This window comes from Acidovorax radicis, assembly GCF_020510705.1.
GTDB classification, from domain to species: Bacteria; Pseudomonadota; Gammaproteobacteria; order Burkholderiales; family Burkholderiaceae_C; genus Acidovorax; species Acidovorax radicis_A.
This window is the reverse complement of sequence record NZ_CP075184.1, coordinates 96,584-116,081: the sequence shown is the minus strand read 5'-3', so window position 1 is coordinate 116,081 and position 19,498 is coordinate 96,584. Positions and strand designations below refer to the sequence as shown.

Genomic DNA, 19,498 nt, shown 5'->3' with positions numbered 1-19,498 from the left:
ACGAAGCTCACCTTAGCGATACATTTTTTGACAAAAGCCTGCGAACCCAGACAATGAAAAAGCCTGGCAGGTTGCCCTGCCAGGCTTTTGGGTACGGACGGGGCGTTTCGGCCCCTCCTTATTGCAGCAACGGCTCTCACCCCGGATAACTACAAACGGAGCGAGTGTAGCAGGAAGACCACATGAATCAAGCGGCAAACGACACGCCTCCCACCCCCCAATTTCTGACCCTGGGCCTGGACATTGGCATTGCATCCGTCGGCTGGGCCGTCTTGAACGAGGCGCGCATTGTCGACATTGGCGTGCGCTGCTTCGACAAGGCAGAGACTGCGAAAGAAGGCGAGTCATTGAACCTGGCCAGACGCCAGGCCCGCCTTTTGCGCAGGCGGCTGTACCGCAGAAGCTGGCGCCTGACGAAATTGGGGCGGTTGCTCAAACAGGAAGGCTTGATCGACAACGCAGCGTTTTTCAAACAACAGCCATCCGCTTCGATCTCCACCTGGCAATTGCGCGCTGAGGGACTGGATCGCCTGCTTTCAAAACAAGAGTGGGCCCGCGTGATCTACCACCTGTGCAAGCACCGCGGGTTTCACTGGGCCAGCAAGGCCGAGGAGATGCAGGCCGAAGGGGACGGCAAGGGTGAAAGTGGCCGCGTGAAAAAGGGCCTGGCCGACACCGCCGCCAAAATGACCGCCAAGGGCTACCGCACCGCTGCTGAAATGGTGCTGGCGGAATTTCCGCACGCCCAGCGCAACAAACGTGGCGAGTACGACAAGGCGCTTTCCAGGGTTCTGCTCGACAAAGAGTTTTCCTTGCTGTTTGAGCACCAGCGCAGGCTTGGTAACCCGCACGCCGGAGCAGAGTTTGAACAACGCGTGCGCGGCAACGGCGACCAAAGAAGTGGTTTGTTCTGGCGCCAGAAGCCCGCACTGGCGGGCGCGGATCTGCTCAAAATGCTGGGTCACTGCACATTTGAGAAATCCGAATTTCGCGCACCCAAAGCCAGCTATTCCGCAGAGCGACATGTCTGGCTCACCCGGCTGAACAACCTGCGCGTGGTGGTGGATGGTGTATCGCGCCCGCTGACGCAAGACGAGCGCGCGTTGGCGCTGCCGCTGCCCTACCAAACCGAGCAGTTCAAGTACAAAACGCTCAAGGCGGCGCTCGTCAAGGCAGGCTACATACCCGACACTGCCCGCTTCGGTGGCTTGGCCTATCCCAGCGAAGCGCAAAAAGAAGCAGGCAAAGTCAAGGACCCAGAAGACCAGCCCCTGGTGAAACTGCCTGCTTGGCACGACCTGCGCAAGGCGTTAAGCAAAGCCGGGCTGCAAGCTGTGTGGCAGCAAGTCAGCGTAGCCGCGTTGGACGGGCAGTCGCAGTGGCTTGACGGCATTGGCTGGGTGCTCAGCGTCTACAAGGACGATGCCGAAGTGGAGCGCGAACTTGCCGCACTGGAGCTGCCGCAAGCGCAGGCAGTCATACCGGTATTGCTGGGGCTGCGCTTTGACAAGTTTCATGCGCTGTCGCTCAAGGCGCTGCGCCAGATCGTTCCGCACATGGAGCGCGGCCTGCGCTACGACGAGGCGGTGGCGCAAATCAGCGACTACGGCCACCACAGCCAGCGCGTGGTGCTTGGCACGGGCACAAGGTCCTACCTGCCGTCGTTCTACAAGGACGAGCGTAGCAGCACCGGCTCCATGGTGTTCCGCGATGACATCGACGTACCGCGCAACCCCGTGGTACTACGAGCCTTGAACCAGGCGCGCAAGGTGGTGAACGCCATCATCAAGAAGCATGGCAGCCTGTCTGCCGTGCACATTGAAATGGCAAGAGATTTGTCGCGGCCACTAGATGAGCGGCGCGAAGTCAAAAAACTGCAGGAGGAATTCAGAGATCGCAACGACAAGGCCCGGGAGAGCTTTGAACAAGACCATGGCTATCGTCCCAAAGGCATTGTTTTTGAAAAGTGGATGCTTTACCGCGAGCAACATGGCAAGTGTGCGTACTCGCTGGAAGGCCTGGACATTGATCGCGTCCTCAACGATGCCAACTATGCGCAGATCGACCACGCGCTGCCCTACTCGCGCAGCTACGACGACAGCAAGAACAACAAGGTGCTGGTGCTGACGCGCGAGAACCAGAACAAGGGCAACCGCACCGCGTATGAATACCTAACCATCTTTGCCGGGGGCGAAGACGGCGACCGCTGGCGCAACTATGCAGCGTGGGTGAACGGCAACAAGAGCTACCGCATGGCCAAGCGCAACCGCTTGCTGCGTAAGAACTACGGGGCCGAAGAGGCCAGCGGCTTCAAAGACCGCAACCTCAATGACACACGCTACATCTGCAAGTTCTTCAAAAACTATGTGGAGGAACACCTGCAGTTGGCCCCACGTGCCGACGGCAATGCCAACAAGCGCTGCGTGGTGGTCAATGGGCAACTCACGGCCTTTTTGCGCGCCCGCTGGGGCCTGAGCAAGGTGCGCAGCGAGAGCGACCGCCACCACGCACTAGATGCCGCCGTAGTGGCCGCCTGCAGCCACGCCATGGTGAAAGCCCTGGCTGACTATTCTCGCAACAAGGAAGTGGCCTACTTGAAGGAGGGATTCCCTGACCCGGAAACTGGCGAGATCCTCAACCCCGAGGCCCATGCTCGCGGCGTGCTGCACTTTCCAGAACCCTGGGCGCACTTCAGGCACGAGCTGCAGGCACGCTTGTATTCGGACGACCTGCAGGCACTGCGCGAAGATTTGCAAAGGCTGGGTACGTATTCGGAGCAGGACTTGCTGGGGGTGCGCACGCTGTTTGTGTCGCGAGCTCCCCAGCGGCGTAATGACGGGGCGGTGCACAAAGAAACGATCTATGCCCAACCCGAAGCGCTGCGCAAGCAAGGCGGAGTGGTGCAGAAAGTACCTCTATCGAGCCTGACCCTCAAGGACCTGGACAACTTGGCAGACCCGCACCGCAATGCCAAGCTGTACGCCGCCATTCGCGCACGCCTGGAAGTCCATGGCGGCAAAGCCGACAAAGCCTTCGGCCCAGACCAACCGTTCTATAAGCCCGACAAGGACGGGAATCCCACTGGCCCCATTGTGCGAACCGTCAAGCTGGTGATCGACAAACTCAGCGGCATCCCCATTCGTGGTGGCATTGCCAAGAACGACACTATGCTGCGTGTGGACGTGTTCACCAAGGCGGGCAAGTTCCACCTAGTACCGGTGTACGTGCACAACCGGGTGACTGGCTTGCCCAACCGGGCGATCGTGGCGTTCAAGGACGAGGAGGAGTGGACGCTTGTGGATGAGAGTTTTGAGTTTTTGTTTTCCGTGTACAGCAACGACCTGCTGAAGATATGCCTTAAAAAGGAACAGTACGTTGGCTACTACTCTGGTTGTGATCGATCAACCGGTGCATTGAATCTTTGGGCGCACGATCGGGCAAGCGATGTCGGCAAAGACGGGCTCATTCGTGGCATCGGTGCGAAAACAGCGCTATCGATACGAAAGTTGAATGTCGACGTTCTGGGAACAAGCCACCCCACCCGGCCGGAGCAGCGTCATGGTCTGGCGTAGCGTCATCGTCAGCAAGCCCGCCAAGCTCAAGCGCGAGCATTTCGCGCTGGTGGTGGAGCAAGAGCAATCGGCCCGTGTACCGTTTGAAGACATCGCGGTAATCGTGCTCAACCACCGCGAGATCACGCTCACGCACCCTGTGCTTTCGGCCTGCGCCGAATACGGCATTGGCATGTACAGCACAGGCGACAACCACCAGCCTAATGGCGTTTTTTTGCCCTTCTTGCAGCACAGCCGTGCTACCCGCATGCAGCGCCTGCAGCTGAGCATTGACAAGCCCACCGCCAAGCGTGCATGGGCCACCATCGTGCAAAGCAAGATCGACAACCAGACCCGGTGCCTGCAACTGCTGGCTGTCTCTGGCGCAGACCGCCTGGCCTCGTATGCACGCAGGGTGCGCTCGGGCGATACCGGCAATATGGAAGCGCAGGCCAGCGCGTATTACTTTCCGCAACTGTTTGGACGCAGCTTTCACCGCAGCCAGGAAGGCTGGGTAAATGCCGCCCTGGACTACGGTTACGCCGTGATGCGCGGTGCCTGCGCCCGTGCGCTGGTAGCGCATGGCTTGCTGCCCAGCGTGGGGCTGTTTCACAGCAGCGAGCAAAACGCCTTCAACCTGGCCGACGACCTGATCGAACCGTATCGCGCCATCGTGGACCTGCATGTGGCGCAAAACTGCCCGGCAGAGACGGACGGCGACCTGAGCCCTACCGACAAGGTGGCCTTGGTGGGCCTGCTGAACGTGGACGTGGCCATGCCGCGTGGCCGCATGAGCGTGCTGTCTTCCATCGAGCAGGCGGCAGAGTCGTTGGCCAGGCTGCTGGACGGCGGCGGCGAACAAGCCCTGGAGTTGCCCAGGCTGGTGGGCCTAGACCAGCACAGATTTGAGATGTAGCTGTAGCTGTAGCAACGCTTCGACATCATCACCATGGGCCAGACCACGAGGCGATTCATGCGCATGATGGTGTTCTTCGACTTGCCAGTGGTGACCAAGGCCGAGCGCCGGGCCTACACCGTGTTCCGCCGCTTCTTGCTCAACGACGGCTACGACATGATCCAGTACTCGGTGTATGGCCGCATCTTGAACGGCAGCGACGCCGAAGAAAAGCATATGAAACGCTTGCTGGCAAACTTACCCCCTGAAGGCTCTGTACGGGTATTGACAGTGACCGAAAAACAATTTGCCAGCATGAAGATGCTGGTGGGGCTGCCGCTGTTTCAGGAAAAAAAAGTCAACGCTGCCCAAATTGCGTTGTTTTGAAGGGTTAATTTCACAAACGAAAACCCGCTCCAAGCCAAGCCTGGAGCGGGTTTCGAGAGGGCCAAGTGTAGCTATCCGGGGTGAGAGAGGGAGCTACAACGATCCAGCTTGGTCGGGCGGCGTTTTTATGGAGTGTAGCTATCCGGGGTGAGAGAGGGAGCTACAACTCGTCCGGCTGGCCCAGCACGATGCTCTCAAGTGTAGCTATCCGGGGTGAGAGAGGGAGCTACAACGTCACGCACGGCTTACCCGCATCAAGGGGCAGTGTAGCTATCCGGGGTGAGAGAGGGAGCTACAACTGGAGCCTCACAACACCACTCAACAAGCTTAGTGTAGCTATCCGGGGTGAGAGAGGGAGCTACAACGTCGCCGGGGTCGCCCTGCGGCTTTGCGGGAGTGTAGCTATCCGGGGTGAGAGAGGGAGCTACAACAAATCTCGATCAGGCCTTTGCTGGCCAACAAGTGTAGCTATCCGGGGTGAGAGAGGGAGCTACAACGCGCTGTGCGCCATTACCCCGGTGGCCTGGAGTGTAGCTATCCGGGGTGAGAGAGGGAGCTACAACGTTCGAAGGAACGGACATGAAGCCCGCCAGAGTGTAGCTATCCGGGGTGAGAGAGGGAGCTACAACAATAGTGATACCAATATCAGGGGGCTGCGTAGTGTAGCTATCCGGGGTGAGAGAGGGAGCTACAACCAACTTGGTGACCAGCACGTTTGAGTTGGGAGTGTAGCTATCCGGGGTGAGAGAGGGAGCTACAACTGGCAAACAGCAGGGCAGCAATGGGGCGGGGAGTGTAGCTATCCGGGGTGAGAGAGGGAGCTACAACCTACGAGGCCACCAATCACAACCACCTCATGAGTGTAGCTATCCGGGGTGAGAGAGGGAGCTACAACATAGCCCAGCGTCTCAAGCCAGGTATCCATGAGTGTAGCTATCCGGGGTGAGAGAGGGAGCTACAACCCCACCGATGATGACCGTGACAGCTACGTCGAGTGTAGCTATCCGGGGTGAGAGAGGGAGCTACAACCAAGGACACCACCAACGCCATCAAGCAGCAGAGTGTAGCTATCCGGGGTGAGAGAGGGAGCTACAACTCGCGGATGGATACCCCGGCTACCTCCCTGGAGTGTAGCTATCCGGGGTGAGAGAGGGAGCTACAACTTCTTTGATCGTCGTTCGTCGTCTCATTGCGAGTGTAGCTATCCGGGGTGAGAGAGGGAGCTACAACATTGCTGGGCGCGCAGAACCCGCTTGATCTGAGTGTAGCTATCCGGGGTGAGAGAGGGAGCTACAACCAAGTTCTCCACGGGTGAGGCGGACGCAGCGAGTGTAGCTATCCGGGGTGAGAGAGGGAGCTACAACCCGCTCGGCGGCGGGGTGGCTGGTGGTGCTGAGTGTAGCTATCCGGGGTGAGAGAGGGAGCTACAACCCACTTTGCCTTGCTGCCCCGGCAGCCCTTTCCGTAGCGTCGGCCAGGGAATGGCGCACACCCACCGAGCGGTCAAACTGCAGGGGCCGCAGGGTAATTACCACTTATTTAGTGAAAAAAATGCCCTGGGCTTATGATAATTTTGCATTATGAGATTCGATTGCAAAAACAGCAGGCACAGACAGCCCCAAGAAGGGAGAATGAGAGAGCATCCGCTTTCGGCCCCGCTGTGAACCAGCCGGGGGCGTTTACCTCCCTGTTTCGTGAGACAAGCCATGACGACCCAGCAACCGACCATCATTTACACCCTGACCGACGAGGCACCTCGCCTGGCCACGGCTTCTTTTCTGCCCTTGATCCGCGCGTTTACCGCGCCGGCCGGCATCAACGTGGTGGAGTCCGACATTTCGGTGGCGGCCCGCGTGCTGGGCGAGTTCCCCGAGTTCCTGAAGGAAGAGCAGCGCGCCCCCAACACGCTCGCCGAGCTGGGCAAAAAGACCCTGCAAGCCGATACCAACATCATCAAGCTGCCCAACATCAGCGCCTCGGTGGGCCAGCTGATCGCCTGTATCAAGGAACTGCAAGGCAAGGGCTACGCGCTGCCCGACTACCCCGAAGACCCGAAGACGGACGAAGAAAAATCGATCCGCGCGCGCTATGCCAAGTGCATTGGCAGTGCCGTGAACCCCGTGCTGCGCGAAGGCAACTCGGACCGCCGCGCGCCCAAGGCCGTCAAGGAATACGCACGCAAGAACCCGCACAGCATGGCCGAGTGGAGCCAGGCCTCGCGCTCGCATGTCTCGCACATGCACGCCGGCGACTTCTACCATGGCGAAAAGTCCATCACGCTGGACCGCGCCCGTGACGTGAAGATGGAGCTGATTGCCAAGAGCGGCAAGACCATCATCCTCAAACCCAAGGTCTCGCTGCTCGACCGCGAGATCATCGACAGCATGTTCATGAGCAAGAAGGCGCTGGTCGAGTTCTACGAAAAAGAAATCGAAGACGCGCACAAGACCGGCGTGATGTTCTCGCTGCACGTCAAGGCCACGATGATGAAGGTGTCGCACCCCATCGTGTTCGGCCACTGCGTGAAGATCTTCTACAAAGACGCTTTCGCCAAACACGGCAAGCTGTTTGACGAGCTGGGCGTGAACGTGAACAACGGCATGGCCAACCTGTACGAAAAGGTCGCCACCTTGCCCACCGCACAGCGCGAAGAAGTCATGCGTGACCTGCACGCCTGCCACGCCACCCGCCCCGAGCTGGCCATGGTGGACTCGGCCAAGGGCATCACCAACTTTCACTCGCCCAACGACATCATCGTGGACGCGTCCATGCCCGCGATGATCCGCAACGGCGGCAAGATGTGGGGTGCCGATGGCCGCCTGAAGGACGTGAAGGCCGTGATGCCCGAATCGACCTTTGCCCGCATCTACCAGGAGATCATCAACTTCTGCAAATGGCACGGCGCGTTCGACCCCAAGACCATGGGCACGGTGCCCAACGTGGGCCTGATGGCCCAGCAGGCCGAGGAATACGGCTCGCACGACAAGACGTTTGAAATTCCCGAAGACGGCGTGGCCAACATCACCGACCTGGCCACCGGCGAAGTGCTGCTGTCCCAGAACGTGGAAGCGGGCGACATCTGGCGCATGTGCCAGGTCAAGGACGCCGCGATCCGCGACTGGGTGAAACTGGCCGTGAACCGCGCCCGCAACTCCGGCATGCCCGTGGTGTTCTGGCTCGATGCGTACCGCCCGCACGAAGCGCAGTTGATCACCAAGGTCAAGATGTACCTGCACGAGCACGACACCACTGGCCTGGATATCCAGATCATGAGCCAGGTGCGTGCGATGCGCTACACGCTGGAGCGTGTGGTGCGTGGCCTGGACACCATCAGCGCCACCGGCAACATCCTGCGCGACTACCTGACCGACCTGTTCCCCATCATGGAACTGGGCACCTCGGCCAAGATGCTGTCCATCGTGCCTTTGATGGCGGGTGGCGGCATGTACGAAACCGGTGCGGGTGGCTCGGCGCCCAAGCATGTGCAACAGTTGGTGGAAGAAAACCACCTGCGCTGGGATTCGCTGGGCGAGTTCCTGGCGCTGGCCGTGTCGCTGGAAGACCTGGGCCTGAAAACCGGCAACGCACACGCCAAGGTGCTGGCCAAGACGCTGGATGCCGCCACCGGCAAGCTGCTGGACAACAACAAGAACCCCTCGCCCAAGACCGGCCAGCTTGACAACCGTGGCAGCCAGTTTTATCTGGCCTTGTACTGGGCACAGGAGCTGGCCGCGCAGACTGCAGACGCCGAGCTGGCCAAGCGGTTCGCGCCGCTGGCCAAACAGCTGAGTGACAACGAGCAGACCATCGTGGCCGAATTGGCCGCCGTGCAGGGCCACCCCGCCGACATCGGTGGCTACTACCTGCCCGATACGGCCAAGCTGGACGCCGTGATGCGCCCCAGCCACACGTTGAACAACGTGTTGAAGGCGGTGGCCTGAATCCAGCAGGCGGCGGCGTAGCCGCCACGTCACTGGCGCGCTGAGTGCGCGCCCGCAAAAAGGCCCCGTTGATCGGGGCCTTTTTTTGCGCGCCACGCCGTGCCTTCCATATCGGCCCGTGGCTACCGACCATGCTGATGAGCCACACGCCGCGCCGCGCGCGCCAACGCGTGCCTACGCCAGGGCTACGGGCGATCAGGGACGTTCGCGATCGGCAATGCGCGTGTTCAGCGCCGCAGGCGCATAGCCCGGCAGAAACGCACAACCTTTGCCCAGCGTCGCTTCCACCTCGGGGCATTGCCGGGCGATGCCCTCGGGCGTGGGCTTGACCCCGTCGTCCACCCAGCGCAGCAAGGCGGTCAATAACGTGGGGTACGTCGGGTCGCTCAGGTAGCTGTGCGTGTGGTGCTGGGTGAAGGTCTGCACCAAGCGCCCGCCACTTCCCCCGCGCTCCATGGTGTTTTTGAAATACGCATCGAGTTCGACAAACGCGGTGGGGTCGTTCACCCCTTTGACGGTGAGCACAGGCACAGGAATGGATCCGGTGAGGTCGGTGTCTTGCGCAAGGCGTTGCACGGCTGCCGGGTCGGCCCGGTAACGCAGCACCGCAGCGTTCAGCGCCCCATCATCGGCCGAGCCCCGGTAATAGGCACCAGCATTGCCAAATGGGCTGGTGCCCCCCGTGCGGTGCTGCACCACGTCGCGAAAGTGAAAGGTGGCCCAGGCCATGTGGCCCTGGATGGAGCTCGGCACGATGTGGACCACATCGGTAATGGTCTGGATCTTGCGCTGCTGCTCAGGGGTACGCTCGGCCACAGGTTTGTTCAGCGCCAGGCATTCGTTCACGCGCGCCTGCAGCTCGCGGCTTGTCAGCGTGGCGTCACGGGGCAAGCCGATGTTGAGGGGATAGGCGGCCTCGGTGGGCCGGGGGTGGTTGTTGCACAGGGTTTGGTAGACCACACGCAGGTCGGTGCGAAAGTCGTACGAACGGGTGCCACCCGCCAACACCCCGCTGGTCAGCAGCACGCCGTCGTAGGGGCGCTTGCCGTCGGCCGTGCGCTGAAACATTTCGGCCGCCTTGGCGGCCACGCTGGCGCCCCACGACTGGCCGTGCAGGATGGTGTGCTTTGGCCGGGCCACATGCTGCACAAAGATCTGCCGCAGCCGCTCGGTGTCCTCGGCGGCGGCTCGCACCTCCACGCCGCCCTGGCGGAAGGTGCTGCCCGCCCAGGCGTAGCCAGCGCGCACCATGATGGCCCAGCGCTCCAGGTCTTCCACCGACCGCTCCATCTTGGGCGCACCCAGTGCAGGGCCGCCGTGGGCGTGCAGCACCAGGTGGCCGTTCCACTGCTGCGGCAGGGCGATGAGGTAATACGCCCCGGCAGAATCCTGGCCCGACAGGCAGCGGGCAATGGGTGCCAGGTCCTTGGGGCATGGGGTGGCCGTGGGGGCGGCCTCGGCCACCGCACTCACCTGCGCGGAGGCCACAGGCTGTGTGGGCACCGGGGCGCAAGCCGCCAGCAGGCAGGCCATCCCGGCCAGCGCCAGGCGCGGCAGGGTGCGTTGTGTTGCGCAGAAGGTCTTCATGGGTCAGGTCTCCGTAGGAATGCTTCAGGCGGCCCGGGGTAAAAACACCTGCGGCGGGTCGTCAGCCAGCACTACCATTTTGATAGCTGCCTCCGCATACCCCATAAGCACCACCACCACTTTTGACTGCTATCTCACCGCGTTGCACGGCAGGGGGTTCCACACAGGCCCCTGCACCGCCAAGGGCCTGTCGGGCGTGGGGTCAGTATGTGCCCATGTAGTCGCGTTTGCCCAACTCCACGCCGTTGTGGCGCGCAATGGCGTAGGTTGCGTTCACGTGGAAGAAGAACTGGGGCAGGCCGTAGTGCAGCAGGTAGTGTTCGCCCACAAACTGCTTTTCGCGCGGCGTACCAGGCTGGATGGTGATCTGGCGCGTGGCGGCCTCGGCAAACGCCGCCTCTGGCAGGCCTTCGACAAACGCCAGCACGGCATCGATGCGCGCACTCAGGTCGGCAAAACCGGGGCGCTCGGCGTCGGGGAAGGACGGCACCTCCACCCCTGCCAAACGCGCCGCCACGCCCTTGACGAAGTCGCAAGCAATCAGCACCTGCCGTGCCAGCGGAAACATGTCGGGGAACAACCGCGCCTGCAGCAAAGCGTCGGGCTCGATCTTGCGCGCCGTGGCATGGACCTCGGTCTTGGCCAGAACGTCTTTGAGGGCGCCCAGCATCTGGCGGAAGACGGGAATGCTGGCGTTGTAGATGGGGAGGGTCATGGAGTGTCCTGGGAGTGATGCGAAAGGCTGCACAGCCGCCCATTCAATGGGGGCGTGCGCAGTCGAGAGCGATTGCAACACAAGCCCACCTCCCGCGCTGAACCGCTTGCAGAACCCCTGGCGCACCAGGCCCATGCGGTCGGTGTGCCGATTCCCTTGCAGCGTCCTGACCCCTCAGGCAGCCGCCGCCACGGGCCGTGCGGCGCGGGCCGCCACGCCCATGCCCACCATCGCCGCAGACACCACGCTCAGCGCCAGCGTGGCGGCCGAGCCATAGAAGATGCCCGACGTCATGCCATGGTCGAGCATGGCGCCAAACACGGGAGCGGACAGACAAAAGCCCAGGTCCAGCCCCGAATACACCGTGCCATACACCCGCCCCGTAGCGCCGGGGGGCGCAGCGCGCTTGATGAGCATGTCGCGCGATGGCCCCGCCAGGCCCGTGCCCAGCCCCGCCACTGATGCCACCACCAGCGCCGCCATGCCCGGCAGCAGCCCGGACGCCACCACCACCAGCAGTGCGGCCGAACCCAGCAGGCTCACCGAGATGATCTTCTCCAGCCGCTGCACACGCCCCACCAGGAACCCGCCCACCAGCATGCCCGTCGCGCCAAACAACATGTAGCCCGTGACCACCATGGCGGTCATGCTGAGCGGCAGGCCGTACAGGGACTGCAGCGCGGGGCTGGCAAAACTCTGGATGGCGCTCAGCGCGCAGGTGCTCCAGAAGAAAAACGAGAAACACAGCCACACCGAAGGCAGCTTGAGGAAAGCCATGGGGTGCTCGGGTGTGGCCGCCGCAGCGCCGCCCTTGGCCTGGTGGGCCCAGGCGCCCTGGCGGTCGTCGAGTGCGTCGCGGTTCCACACCATGATGGCCAGCACCGCGAGGGCCAGCACCGCGCCGCACAGACAGGCCGTGCGCCACGAACCCGTGGCCGCGGCAATGCCCGCCATGAACACCGGTGCCGTGGCCCAGCCCAGGTTGCCACTGATGCCATGCACCGCAAAACCATGGCCCAGGCGTTGGGGCGAGACGCGCTTGTTCAAAATGGTGAAGTCCACCGGGTGGAACGGCGCATTGCCCAGCCCGGCCAGTGCCGCTGCCAGCAAGAGCCCCGGGTAGCCCTGTGCCGTGCCGGCCGCCAGGCCCGCCGCCGCAAAACTCGACAGTGCAAAGAACATCACCGGTCGCGCGCCCACGCGGTCCACCAAAAAGCCCGACAGCGCCTGGCCCACGCCCGAGATCACAAAAAACACCGACACCAGCAGGCCCAACTCGGAATAGCTAAAGCCGAACTCACCAATCAGCCACGGAAACAGCGGCGGCAGCAGCATGTGAAAGAAGTGCGAGCTGCCATGGGCCAGGCCGATCAGGCCGATGGTGCGGGCGTCCTGCCGCAGGGGGACAGGGTTGGTGGTGGTGCCAGGGGAAGAAGAAACGGTCATGGGCTTGATCTTAGGCAGGCTGGCCTCGGCAGGTTTACGATAGACGGACAACTTCTATCGCAAACATGCCAAACCCTTCCGCTGCGACCGCTGCACCCGCTGATCCGGCGGCGGAACACTTTGCGGCCCAGATCGTGCCCCGTGCCCCAGCAGGCAAGCCGCGCGGCATGTCGTACGTGGGCTCGCTCACGCCCGAGCTGTTTGTGCCCACCACCGCCCGCCCGGTGCGCGCCAAGCTGCGCTGGCTGGCCGCCGACACGCAGGTGATGCCCCACAGCCACCCCTGGGCGCAGGTGGCGATATCGACCACGGGCGTGATCCGGCTCACGGTGAACCATGGCACCTACATCGTGCCGCCGTCGCGTGCACTGTGGATTCCGCCCGGCGTGGAACATGCCGTGACCATGGTGGAGGACGCCGACCTGCGCACGCTGTACTTCCACCAGCCCCGGGGGCGCTGCGGCCCCGGCGTGCCGCGCGACCAGGAAGACGCCTGGCGCCAGTGCCGCGTGCTGGAAGTGTCCGACCTGCTGCGCGCCCTGGTGCGAGAGATGCCCAACGCGCCCGACGGCGGGCCCGCGCTCACAGCGGCCGAACTGCGGCGCGAGCAGCACCAGAGCGCCCTGATCAAGGACGAACTGGCCCGCGCCGCCGCCGTGAAGCTGGGCGTGGACCTGCCCCAGGACAAGCGCCTGCGCCACCTGTGCGAGGCCGTGCTGGCCGACCCCACGCGCCACGACACCCTGGCCGACTGGGCGCAGGACACCGGCGCCAGCCCGCGCACCGTGGCGCGACTGTTCCGCTCCGAACTGGGCAGCACCTTCACCCGGTGGCGCCAGCAGGTGATCCTGGCCAAGGCCGTGTCGCTGGCCGCCGGGCACATGCCCATGGGCCAGATCGCCGCCGAGCTGGGCTACAGCGCGAGTGCCTTCAGCGCCATGGTGCGCAAGTCGGTGGGACAGACGCCGGGGCGGTTTCTGGGGCAGCAGCAGCCGTTCCCCCTGTGATGGAGGTGAGCGCAGGGTGTCAGTACCATGCGGACAGCATGACCCCCTTTCGTACTCCAAGCACTCCGCGCACTCTTCGTTCTCTGCTCCTGGCGGCGTTGGCGTGCGCAGCCACCGCGCTGGCCCACGCAGCGCCGCTGGACGCAACCCCCGACACGCTGATCGAGCGCGCCAACCTGCTGCGCGACGCCCGCGAGCGTCCCTGGGACCCGGGCACGGGTCGGCTTGGAAACTTGCGGCATGTGCACATCATCGCCAACGACTGCACGGTGCGCGTGGTGTCGGGTGCGGAGAACCGGCTGTTCCTTGGACGGGGGACGTTCCAGGTGGCCGACACCACCTACGGCGCGGACCGCCAGGGCGGCAACCGGCCCAGGCTGTACGACGTGACGATCAGCGCTGCACAAGGCGCTTCAACCATCCCGCGCGCGGGCGCTGACAACGCTGCCGTGTGCTTCACGCTGCAGCTGGCCACAGCCCACGAACTGCTGCTGCGCGGCGACCACCTGAAGGTGCTGTTCGACCGGGTGGACCTGCCGGCGTTGCGAATCAGTCTGAACCCCAGCCACGGCATGAAGCTGTGGTTCTATGGGGTGCGCCTGGGCCTGCTGAGCGTGCACTCGAACGCATCGGTCGTGGCGGGCGGCACGGGCCAGGTTCAGTGGCTGCAACTGGCCAGCGCGCAAAGCAGCACAGCGCTGCTGTTCCACGACATGGATGCGCGCCACGCGCGCGTGTCAACCACTACCACCCGGGCACGGTTCTCCATTCGCATTGGCGCAGACACAGATGCAGATGCAGATGCAGGCTACTACCAGCCGGCCAGCGCGCCGGGCCAGATCGCACTGGAGTACCCGATCTGGATTGATGGCCCCGTCAGCGCGCTGAAAGTGCCTGCAGGCCGCGTGAACCCCATGCCCCTGATCAGCGCCCTGCGCGATGAAACCCGCGCCCTGCAACTAGACGTGATGGGCCTTGCGGGCCCCCGGCCGGTGCTGCCAGCGCCCGACCCGGGCTCTCCACCGCCCCCTGGCGCGCAGGCTGCAAGCGGTGAGCCCGTCTCACCGCGCCGGCGGGTCAGCGATGTGCTGCAGCCGCTGCTGCCCAGCGGCGTGACCCTGGGCAAGATAGACCTGTGGAAGGACGGCGCAGCGCTGGAAGGCCGCGCACCCGATGACGCGACCGTGCGCCAGTGGGTGCAGGCGCTGCAGCGCTCGGGCGAGGTGCGCAACCCGCAGGTGGCCTGGGTCCGGCGCGAGGCCGATCAGGTGGCCTACCGCGTGCTCGTCAACTTTCTGTGCGCGGCCCCGGGCGACCGCAGTGTGTGTCTGCCAGCGTCGGGCAGCGCCTACACCGCGCAGCAGGTGGAAGACGCACTGCGCCCGGTGCTGGGCAACGACGTGACGCTGACGCGGCTGGCCCTGCATGACGGCAAGCTGGTCGAGCTGGAGGGACGCGGCAGCGAGGCAGAAGCCCGCGCAGCGCTGGAGCGCGTGCGCCAGCAGGTGCCCTGGCTGGAGGCGTCGAGCTCCGGCATCGGCAAGGGCGCGTTCTCTGCCCGGCTGCGCATGGTGTGTGCCGCGCCGCCGCGCGCAACCCCCGGCATCTGCGCCGCGCCCGAACAGCGCCGCTGAGCCACGGATTAGAGCCCCAGTGCTCCAATCGCCCCTGAGCGCTAGAACCATATGCCCGAATAGCTATTAAAAAGTGAGCATACAGATATCCTGATGACTGCAGTGCGCCACGTCTGCCGCTAAGGTAAGGGCTTGTTCGCCCCACCCTGCCGAGCCCCATGACCACTCCACAACCCCCACGCACCTTCCACAGCTACGAACCCCGCCAGGGCCATGGCCTGCCACACGACCCGTTCAACGCCATCGTGGGGCCGCGCCCCATTGGCTGGATCTCCACGCAGAACGCGCAAGGCGCCACCAACCTGGCGCCCTACAGCTTTTTTAACGCGTTCAACTACGTGCCACCCATCGTGGGCTTTGCCAGCATTGGCTACAAGGACACCGTGCGCAACGTACAGGCCACGGGCGAATTTGTGTGGAACCTGGCCACGCGCGACCTGGCCGAGGTGATGAACCAGAGCTGCGCCGCCGTGCCGCCCGAGGTGAGCGAGTTCAACCTGACCGGCCTCACGCCCCTGCCCTCCACCCGCGTGCGCCCGCCGCGTGTGGCCGAAAGCCCCGTCACCTTTGAATGCCGCAGCACGCAGATCCTGCAGCTGCAGGGGGTGGACGGGGCCCAGGTGGACACCTGGCTGGTGCTGGGCGAAGTGGTGGCGGTGCACATCGACCAGGCGCTGCTGAAAGACGGGGTGTATGACACGGCCGGTGCCGGCCACATTCTGCGCGGTGGCGGCCCGGCCGACTACTTCACGGTGGGGCCCGAGCAGCTGTTCAAGATGTACCGGCCCCGGTAAGCCCCGCACTGCGGCGCCCCGCCGCAGACCGCCCTCCCCGCCCCGATATTGGGCCATCGCTCAGCGCCGCAAGGGCCCGCACAGCCCGGCCTGCGGCGCACGCGCCCACTGCTCCGTCAAGGCCCACACCTGCTGCACGCCGTCGCCTCCCGCTGGCCCGGTGGTGTGCTCCAGTCCGTGGTCCGCCCCTTCAAGGCGGCGCACACACCATGACAGGGGCGCGCGCTGACCCATGCGCTGCGCAAAACGTTCGTAAGCGGCTGCGGGCACCAGGGCGTCTTCGCCGCCCCAGACCTGCAACACCGGCCAGGGGCCGTCGATCAGTGGCTGCGCCACGGGCCAACGCCACAGGTCGCGCCAATACCCCAGACTGCGGCCCTGCACCACCGTGGTGTCGGGCAGGTGCCCAGCCTGCATCACGCCAAGGGCACGCCAGTCCGCCTCCAGGCCCAGGCGGCGCGCTTGCAGCGCACCGGCTTCTTGCGGGTCAAGACCACTGGCGGACACCAACACCAGCCCCGCCAAATTCGGCACCTCGGGCGCCAATGCAGGCAGTAGCTCGGCCCCTTCCGAGATACCCACGAGCAATTGCGGCACAGCGGGCTGACCCTGTCGCTGCGATGCGTCGGCGCGCAAGGCGGCGCGGGCGTGTGCCAGCCATACAGCCAGGCGGTCTCGTTGCACAAAACCGGGGGCGCAATCGGCGGGGGCGGTGCGCGCCTGTGGGGCCACTCCGGGTTTGTGCAACACCAGCACCTGTGCGTGCAGCAGGCCCGCAAAATAGCGGTCGGCCATCACACCCATACCGGCACAGCCCGAGCCCGGCACCACGATGACGCGGTAGCGCAGGGGCGCTGCCCGCTCGCTGCGCTGCAATGCCCACAGCGTCACATCGCCGTCACCCGGCAAGGGGTGCACCTGAAAGTCGCTGGGGGCCTCGGTGGCAAGCGCAACAGGGTCCCCCGGCGGTACGCGCACGTTCATCCTTGCCCCTGCGGGGGGAGAACCCTGCGCGCACCCCGCCAGCAAGCCCGCGCACCCCAGCGCCACGGCACCCCGCCACACCGGGCGCAGCGGCACCCCGAGTGGCCGAAGCAGTCCCATAAAAAAGGCCAGCACGGGGCTGGCCTTCAGGCGCGTGGCAAACACCGGCAGCGCTTATTTGAGAATCAGCACCTGCTCAGGCTGCGGCTGAGGTGCAGGCATGGGTTGGCCGCCCTGTTGGTACACCACAGGTGGGCGCACGCCGCGCGCCAGATTGGCGTCGGTGTAGCCCAACTGCATGGCCATTTGCTGGTACACGTCCTGCGCCAGCGACAGCGAGGTTTCGCGCATCACCTTGGCACGGTTGGGCGGGGCAATGTCGCCACGGATCGACAGGATCTTGGTGTCGTTGCCTTCGCCCTGGGCCGAGAAGGCAGCCTTGATCTCATACGTCTTGGTGTTGATCAGCGAGAAGTCGGCCAGCAGCTGCAGGCCGTACTGGCGCGTGGCGCTGGTCGTGCCCTGCAGCGGCGAGAGTGCGTCGGTGAAATCGATGCTCGACACCACGCCAAACAGCACATAGTCGGCACCGGCAAACTCGCCCTTCTTGATGCGCGCAATCACGTTGTTGACCTCAGGTTGCGTCTGGGGTGTGGCCATCTTGCCGCCTTGCACCTGGTTGAGCACCTGCTCGGCCTTGGACGGCTGGGGCTTGCCCGCATCAAAGCCCTTGCCCTGGATCAGGCGGAAGTACGTGCCCTGCAGGATGGCGCCCTTGATGTCGTTGGTGTAGCCACCGAGTTCGCGTTGCTCGATGTAGCTGTAGCGCCCCGCCACATAGGTGCCGCTGGCCTGCTCGGACGCCTGCATGGACTGTTGACCCGAATGGGATCCCGAGCCGCCGTAGGCGCCCTGGCTGTAGCCGCCGCTGTGGCTGCCCTGCGCACTCATCTGGCTGCTGCGCTGGTAGGTGCCGGCCATGAAGTAATCGGACACGCGCTGGGCGTAGGCCAGGTCGGTCACGGCGATTTTGGGGGCCACGTTTTGCTGTGCGTGGGCGGTGGCACCCCACGCGAGGGTGGTGGCCGCGATCACGGCCAGGGCCGCGTGGAGGGTGATTCTGCGTTGCATGGTGTGCTCCTTGTGAGCTAACGGAAAGTCATGAATTGATCGAGCGATGCGGCCATAGCACCTACATCCTTCGAAACTGGCGCGGCCCAGGCCAGCAGCCGCCGTGCAAGGGCCGCCCCGCCGCACTGGCGGCGTCCCCCTTCCCGCGCGCAGCGCGAGAGAAAGGGGGAAGCGGCGCAGCCGCTCAGGGGGTTACCTCTTACTCGTCTTGCGAATTTCTTTTTCGTCCTGCCATTCGATCGTGCCTTCCTGCACGTCAAACAGCTTGAGCGTGAACTTGTAGTACACGTCCTTGGTGCTGTTGTTCTGCTTGACGATGCTGGTCAGCTCGCCTTCCATGGTGTATTTGGCGGCCGTCATCTGGCCGACCTTGGCGGTGGTCCCCTGCTTGTACAGGCCGCTCTGGTTCTGGCGCTGCAGTTCGTCCACGCCTTGCTGCATCTCGTTGATGGAGCGCACAAAACGCACCTTGCCCGACTTGACGAGCGCCGTCTGGATCGAGCTCATCACGTTGGTGGTGTCGATGTATTCGCTGGTCTTGTTCTTCACGGTCGAGATCGTCACCGTGGGGCGGCCCTGGAAGATGCCGGTTTCGAGCAGGCCGCCCGTCATCTTCTCGGCAATCATCTGCAGGTCGGTGGAGCCGAACTCGTTGGTCACCAGCTCCACAGCCTTGGCGTCGCCGTAGTTGACCTGGCGGTCAAAACGCACGGTGGGCGAAGACAGGTTCTGGCAGGCCGACAGGGCCAGGGTGCTGGCCGCAAAGGCCAGGATGAGCGCGCTGCGCTGGATGCGGTTCTTGGTCATGGTGTTGATTTCCTTAGTAATACATAGCGCTTTGCGCTACCTGCAACGCTTGAGCCTGGCGGGCCCCAAGCGCGGGCAGCCGCGCAAGGGCCGCCCCGCCGCGCTGGCTGCGTCCCCCTCCCACGCGAAGCGTGAGAGAGGGGGAAGGCGCGCAGCGACTCAGGGGGTGTTTCATCTCAGCGCTCCACATTCATTTCAAGCCGCAAATCGACCGCAGCACCCGTGGGCGCCACGCTCTTGACGGTCTGCTGGCCCAGTCCAAGCACGCTCAACTGCTTCCAGGATTCGCCGTCGCCCACCTGGTTGCCCACGTTGTCGAGCCACTTGAAGCGGTAGAACACGGTGCGGTCGGTGCGACCCATGTTGGCCATATCGGCCTGCACCACCAGGATGTCGTTCTTGCGCACGATGCGCATCTCGCGCACGGCGATGCCATTGGCTTCGCCACGCAGCGCCACTTTGGAGGCCACAGCCAGCGGCGTGGCGGGGTCGTGCTGCTGCGCGCTGGCGCTGCTGGTCAGGGTGATCAGGGCCGCGCACACCAGGGCAGGTGCGGCAGCGAGGGTGAAGCGGTTTCTCATGCCAGAGGCTCCTTCAGAAAATCAAAATAACGGTGTGT

14 protein-coding genes and 1 CRISPR repeat array are annotated in these 19,498 nt (G+C 64.0%); of the genes, 7 read left to right on the top strand and 7 right to left on the bottom strand.

Features of this window, described 5'->3' with window-relative positions; genetic code table 11:
* Positions 1-182: 182 nt before the first annotated feature.
* The 4 genes from cas9 to KI609_RS00495 all read left to right on the top strand — a co-directional run bounded on the left by cas9 (position 183) and on the right by KI609_RS00495 (position 8,774).
* Positions 183-3,572 carry a type II CRISPR RNA-guided endonuclease Cas9 gene (cas9, locus tag KI609_RS00510; RefSeq protein ID WP_226445896.1) on the top strand — a complete coding sequence of 1,130 codons (3,390 nt, stop codon included), beginning with the start codon at positions 183-185 and terminating at the stop codon, positions 3,570-3,572.
* Positions 3,559-4,467 carry a type II CRISPR-associated endonuclease Cas1 gene (gene cas1 / locus KI609_RS00505; RefSeq protein ID WP_226445895.1) on the top strand — a complete coding sequence of 303 codons (909 nt, stop codon included), beginning with the start codon at positions 3,559-3,561 and terminating at the stop codon, positions 4,465-4,467. Before cas9 ends, cas1 begins: the two co-directional genes overlap by 14 nt.
* A gap of 57 nt (positions 4,468-4,524) precedes the next feature.
* Positions 4,525-4,833, top strand: a complete 309-nt coding sequence (gene cas2, locus KI609_RS00500) for a CRISPR-associated endonuclease Cas2 (protein ID WP_182119397.1) — start codon at positions 4,525-4,527, stop codon at positions 4,831-4,833.
* A gap of 64 nt (positions 4,834-4,897) precedes the next feature.
* Positions 4,898-6,264: a CRISPR direct-repeat array (repeat unit 36 nt; unit sequence AGTGTAGCTATCCGGGGTGAGAGAGGGAGCTACAAC).
* 275 nt (positions 6,265-6,539) lie between these two features.
* Positions 6,540-8,774 (top strand): NADP-dependent isocitrate dehydrogenase, encoded by a 2,235-nt coding sequence (locus KI609_RS00495; protein ID WP_226445894.1) that lies wholly within the window; start codon positions 6,540-6,542, stop codon positions 8,772-8,774.
* 195 nt (positions 8,775-8,969) lie between these two features.
* On the opposite strand, the gene KI609_RS00490 is transcribed toward KI609_RS00495, so the two are convergent.
* The 3 genes from KI609_RS00490 to KI609_RS00480 form a co-directional block, all read right to left on the bottom strand.
* Complete coding sequence (locus tag KI609_RS00490; protein ID WP_226445893.1) at positions 8,970-10,361, bottom strand: hypothetical protein; 1,392 nt, start codon at positions 10,359-10,361, stop codon at positions 8,970-8,972.
* A gap of 202 nt (positions 10,362-10,563) precedes the next feature.
* Entirely contained in the window at positions 10,564-11,076 is a 513-nt protein-coding gene (locus tag KI609_RS00485) for a DUF1993 family protein (RefSeq protein WP_226445892.1), read from the bottom strand.
* A gap of 174 nt (positions 11,077-11,250) precedes the next feature.
* Positions 11,251-12,522 carry an MFS transporter gene (locus KI609_RS00480; protein ID WP_226445891.1) on the bottom strand — a complete coding sequence of 424 codons (1,272 nt, stop codon included), beginning with the start codon at positions 12,520-12,522 and terminating at the stop codon, positions 11,251-11,253.
* A gap of 65 nt (positions 12,523-12,587) precedes the next feature.
* Between KI609_RS00480 and KI609_RS00475 the strand changes: the two genes are divergently transcribed.
* From KI609_RS00475 to KI609_RS00465, 3 genes are all read left to right on the top strand, one after another.
* Complete coding sequence (locus KI609_RS00475; protein WP_226445890.1) at positions 12,588-13,529, top strand: AraC family transcriptional regulator; 942 nt, start codon at positions 12,588-12,590, stop codon at positions 13,527-13,529.
* A 38-nt stretch (positions 13,530-13,567) separates the two neighbouring features.
* Positions 13,568-15,163, top strand: coding sequence for a PilN domain-containing protein (locus tag KI609_RS00470; protein WP_226445889.1), 1,596 nt, complete (start codon positions 13,568-13,570; stop codon positions 15,161-15,163).
* Between the two features lie 158 nt (positions 15,164-15,321).
* Positions 15,322-15,957 (top strand): flavin reductase family protein, encoded by a 636-nt coding sequence (locus KI609_RS00465; RefSeq protein WP_226445888.1) that lies wholly within the window; start codon positions 15,322-15,324, stop codon positions 15,955-15,957.
* A gap of 60 nt (positions 15,958-16,017) precedes the next feature.
* Here KI609_RS00465 and KI609_RS00460 read toward each other — a convergent pair whose 3' ends face one another.
* The 4 genes from KI609_RS00460 to KI609_RS00445 form a co-directional block, all read right to left on the bottom strand.
* Entirely contained in the window at positions 16,018-17,076 is a 1,059-nt protein-coding gene (locus KI609_RS00460) for an alpha/beta hydrolase (protein WP_226445887.1), read from the bottom strand.
* Between the two features lie 39 nt (positions 17,077-17,115).
* Entirely contained in the window at positions 17,116-18,072 is a 957-nt protein-coding gene (locus KI609_RS00455) for a DUF1373 domain-containing protein (RefSeq protein WP_226445886.1), read from the bottom strand.
* A 192-nt stretch (positions 18,073-18,264) separates the two neighbouring features.
* Entirely contained in the window at positions 18,265-18,879 is a 615-nt protein-coding gene (gene lpoB / locus KI609_RS00450; protein WP_226445885.1) for a penicillin-binding protein activator LpoB, read from the bottom strand.
* 176 nt (positions 18,880-19,055) lie between these two features.
* Entirely contained in the window at positions 19,056-19,460 is a 405-nt protein-coding gene (locus KI609_RS00445; RefSeq protein WP_226445884.1) for a YcfL family protein, read from the bottom strand.
* Between the last annotated feature and the right edge of the window lie 38 nt (positions 19,461-19,498).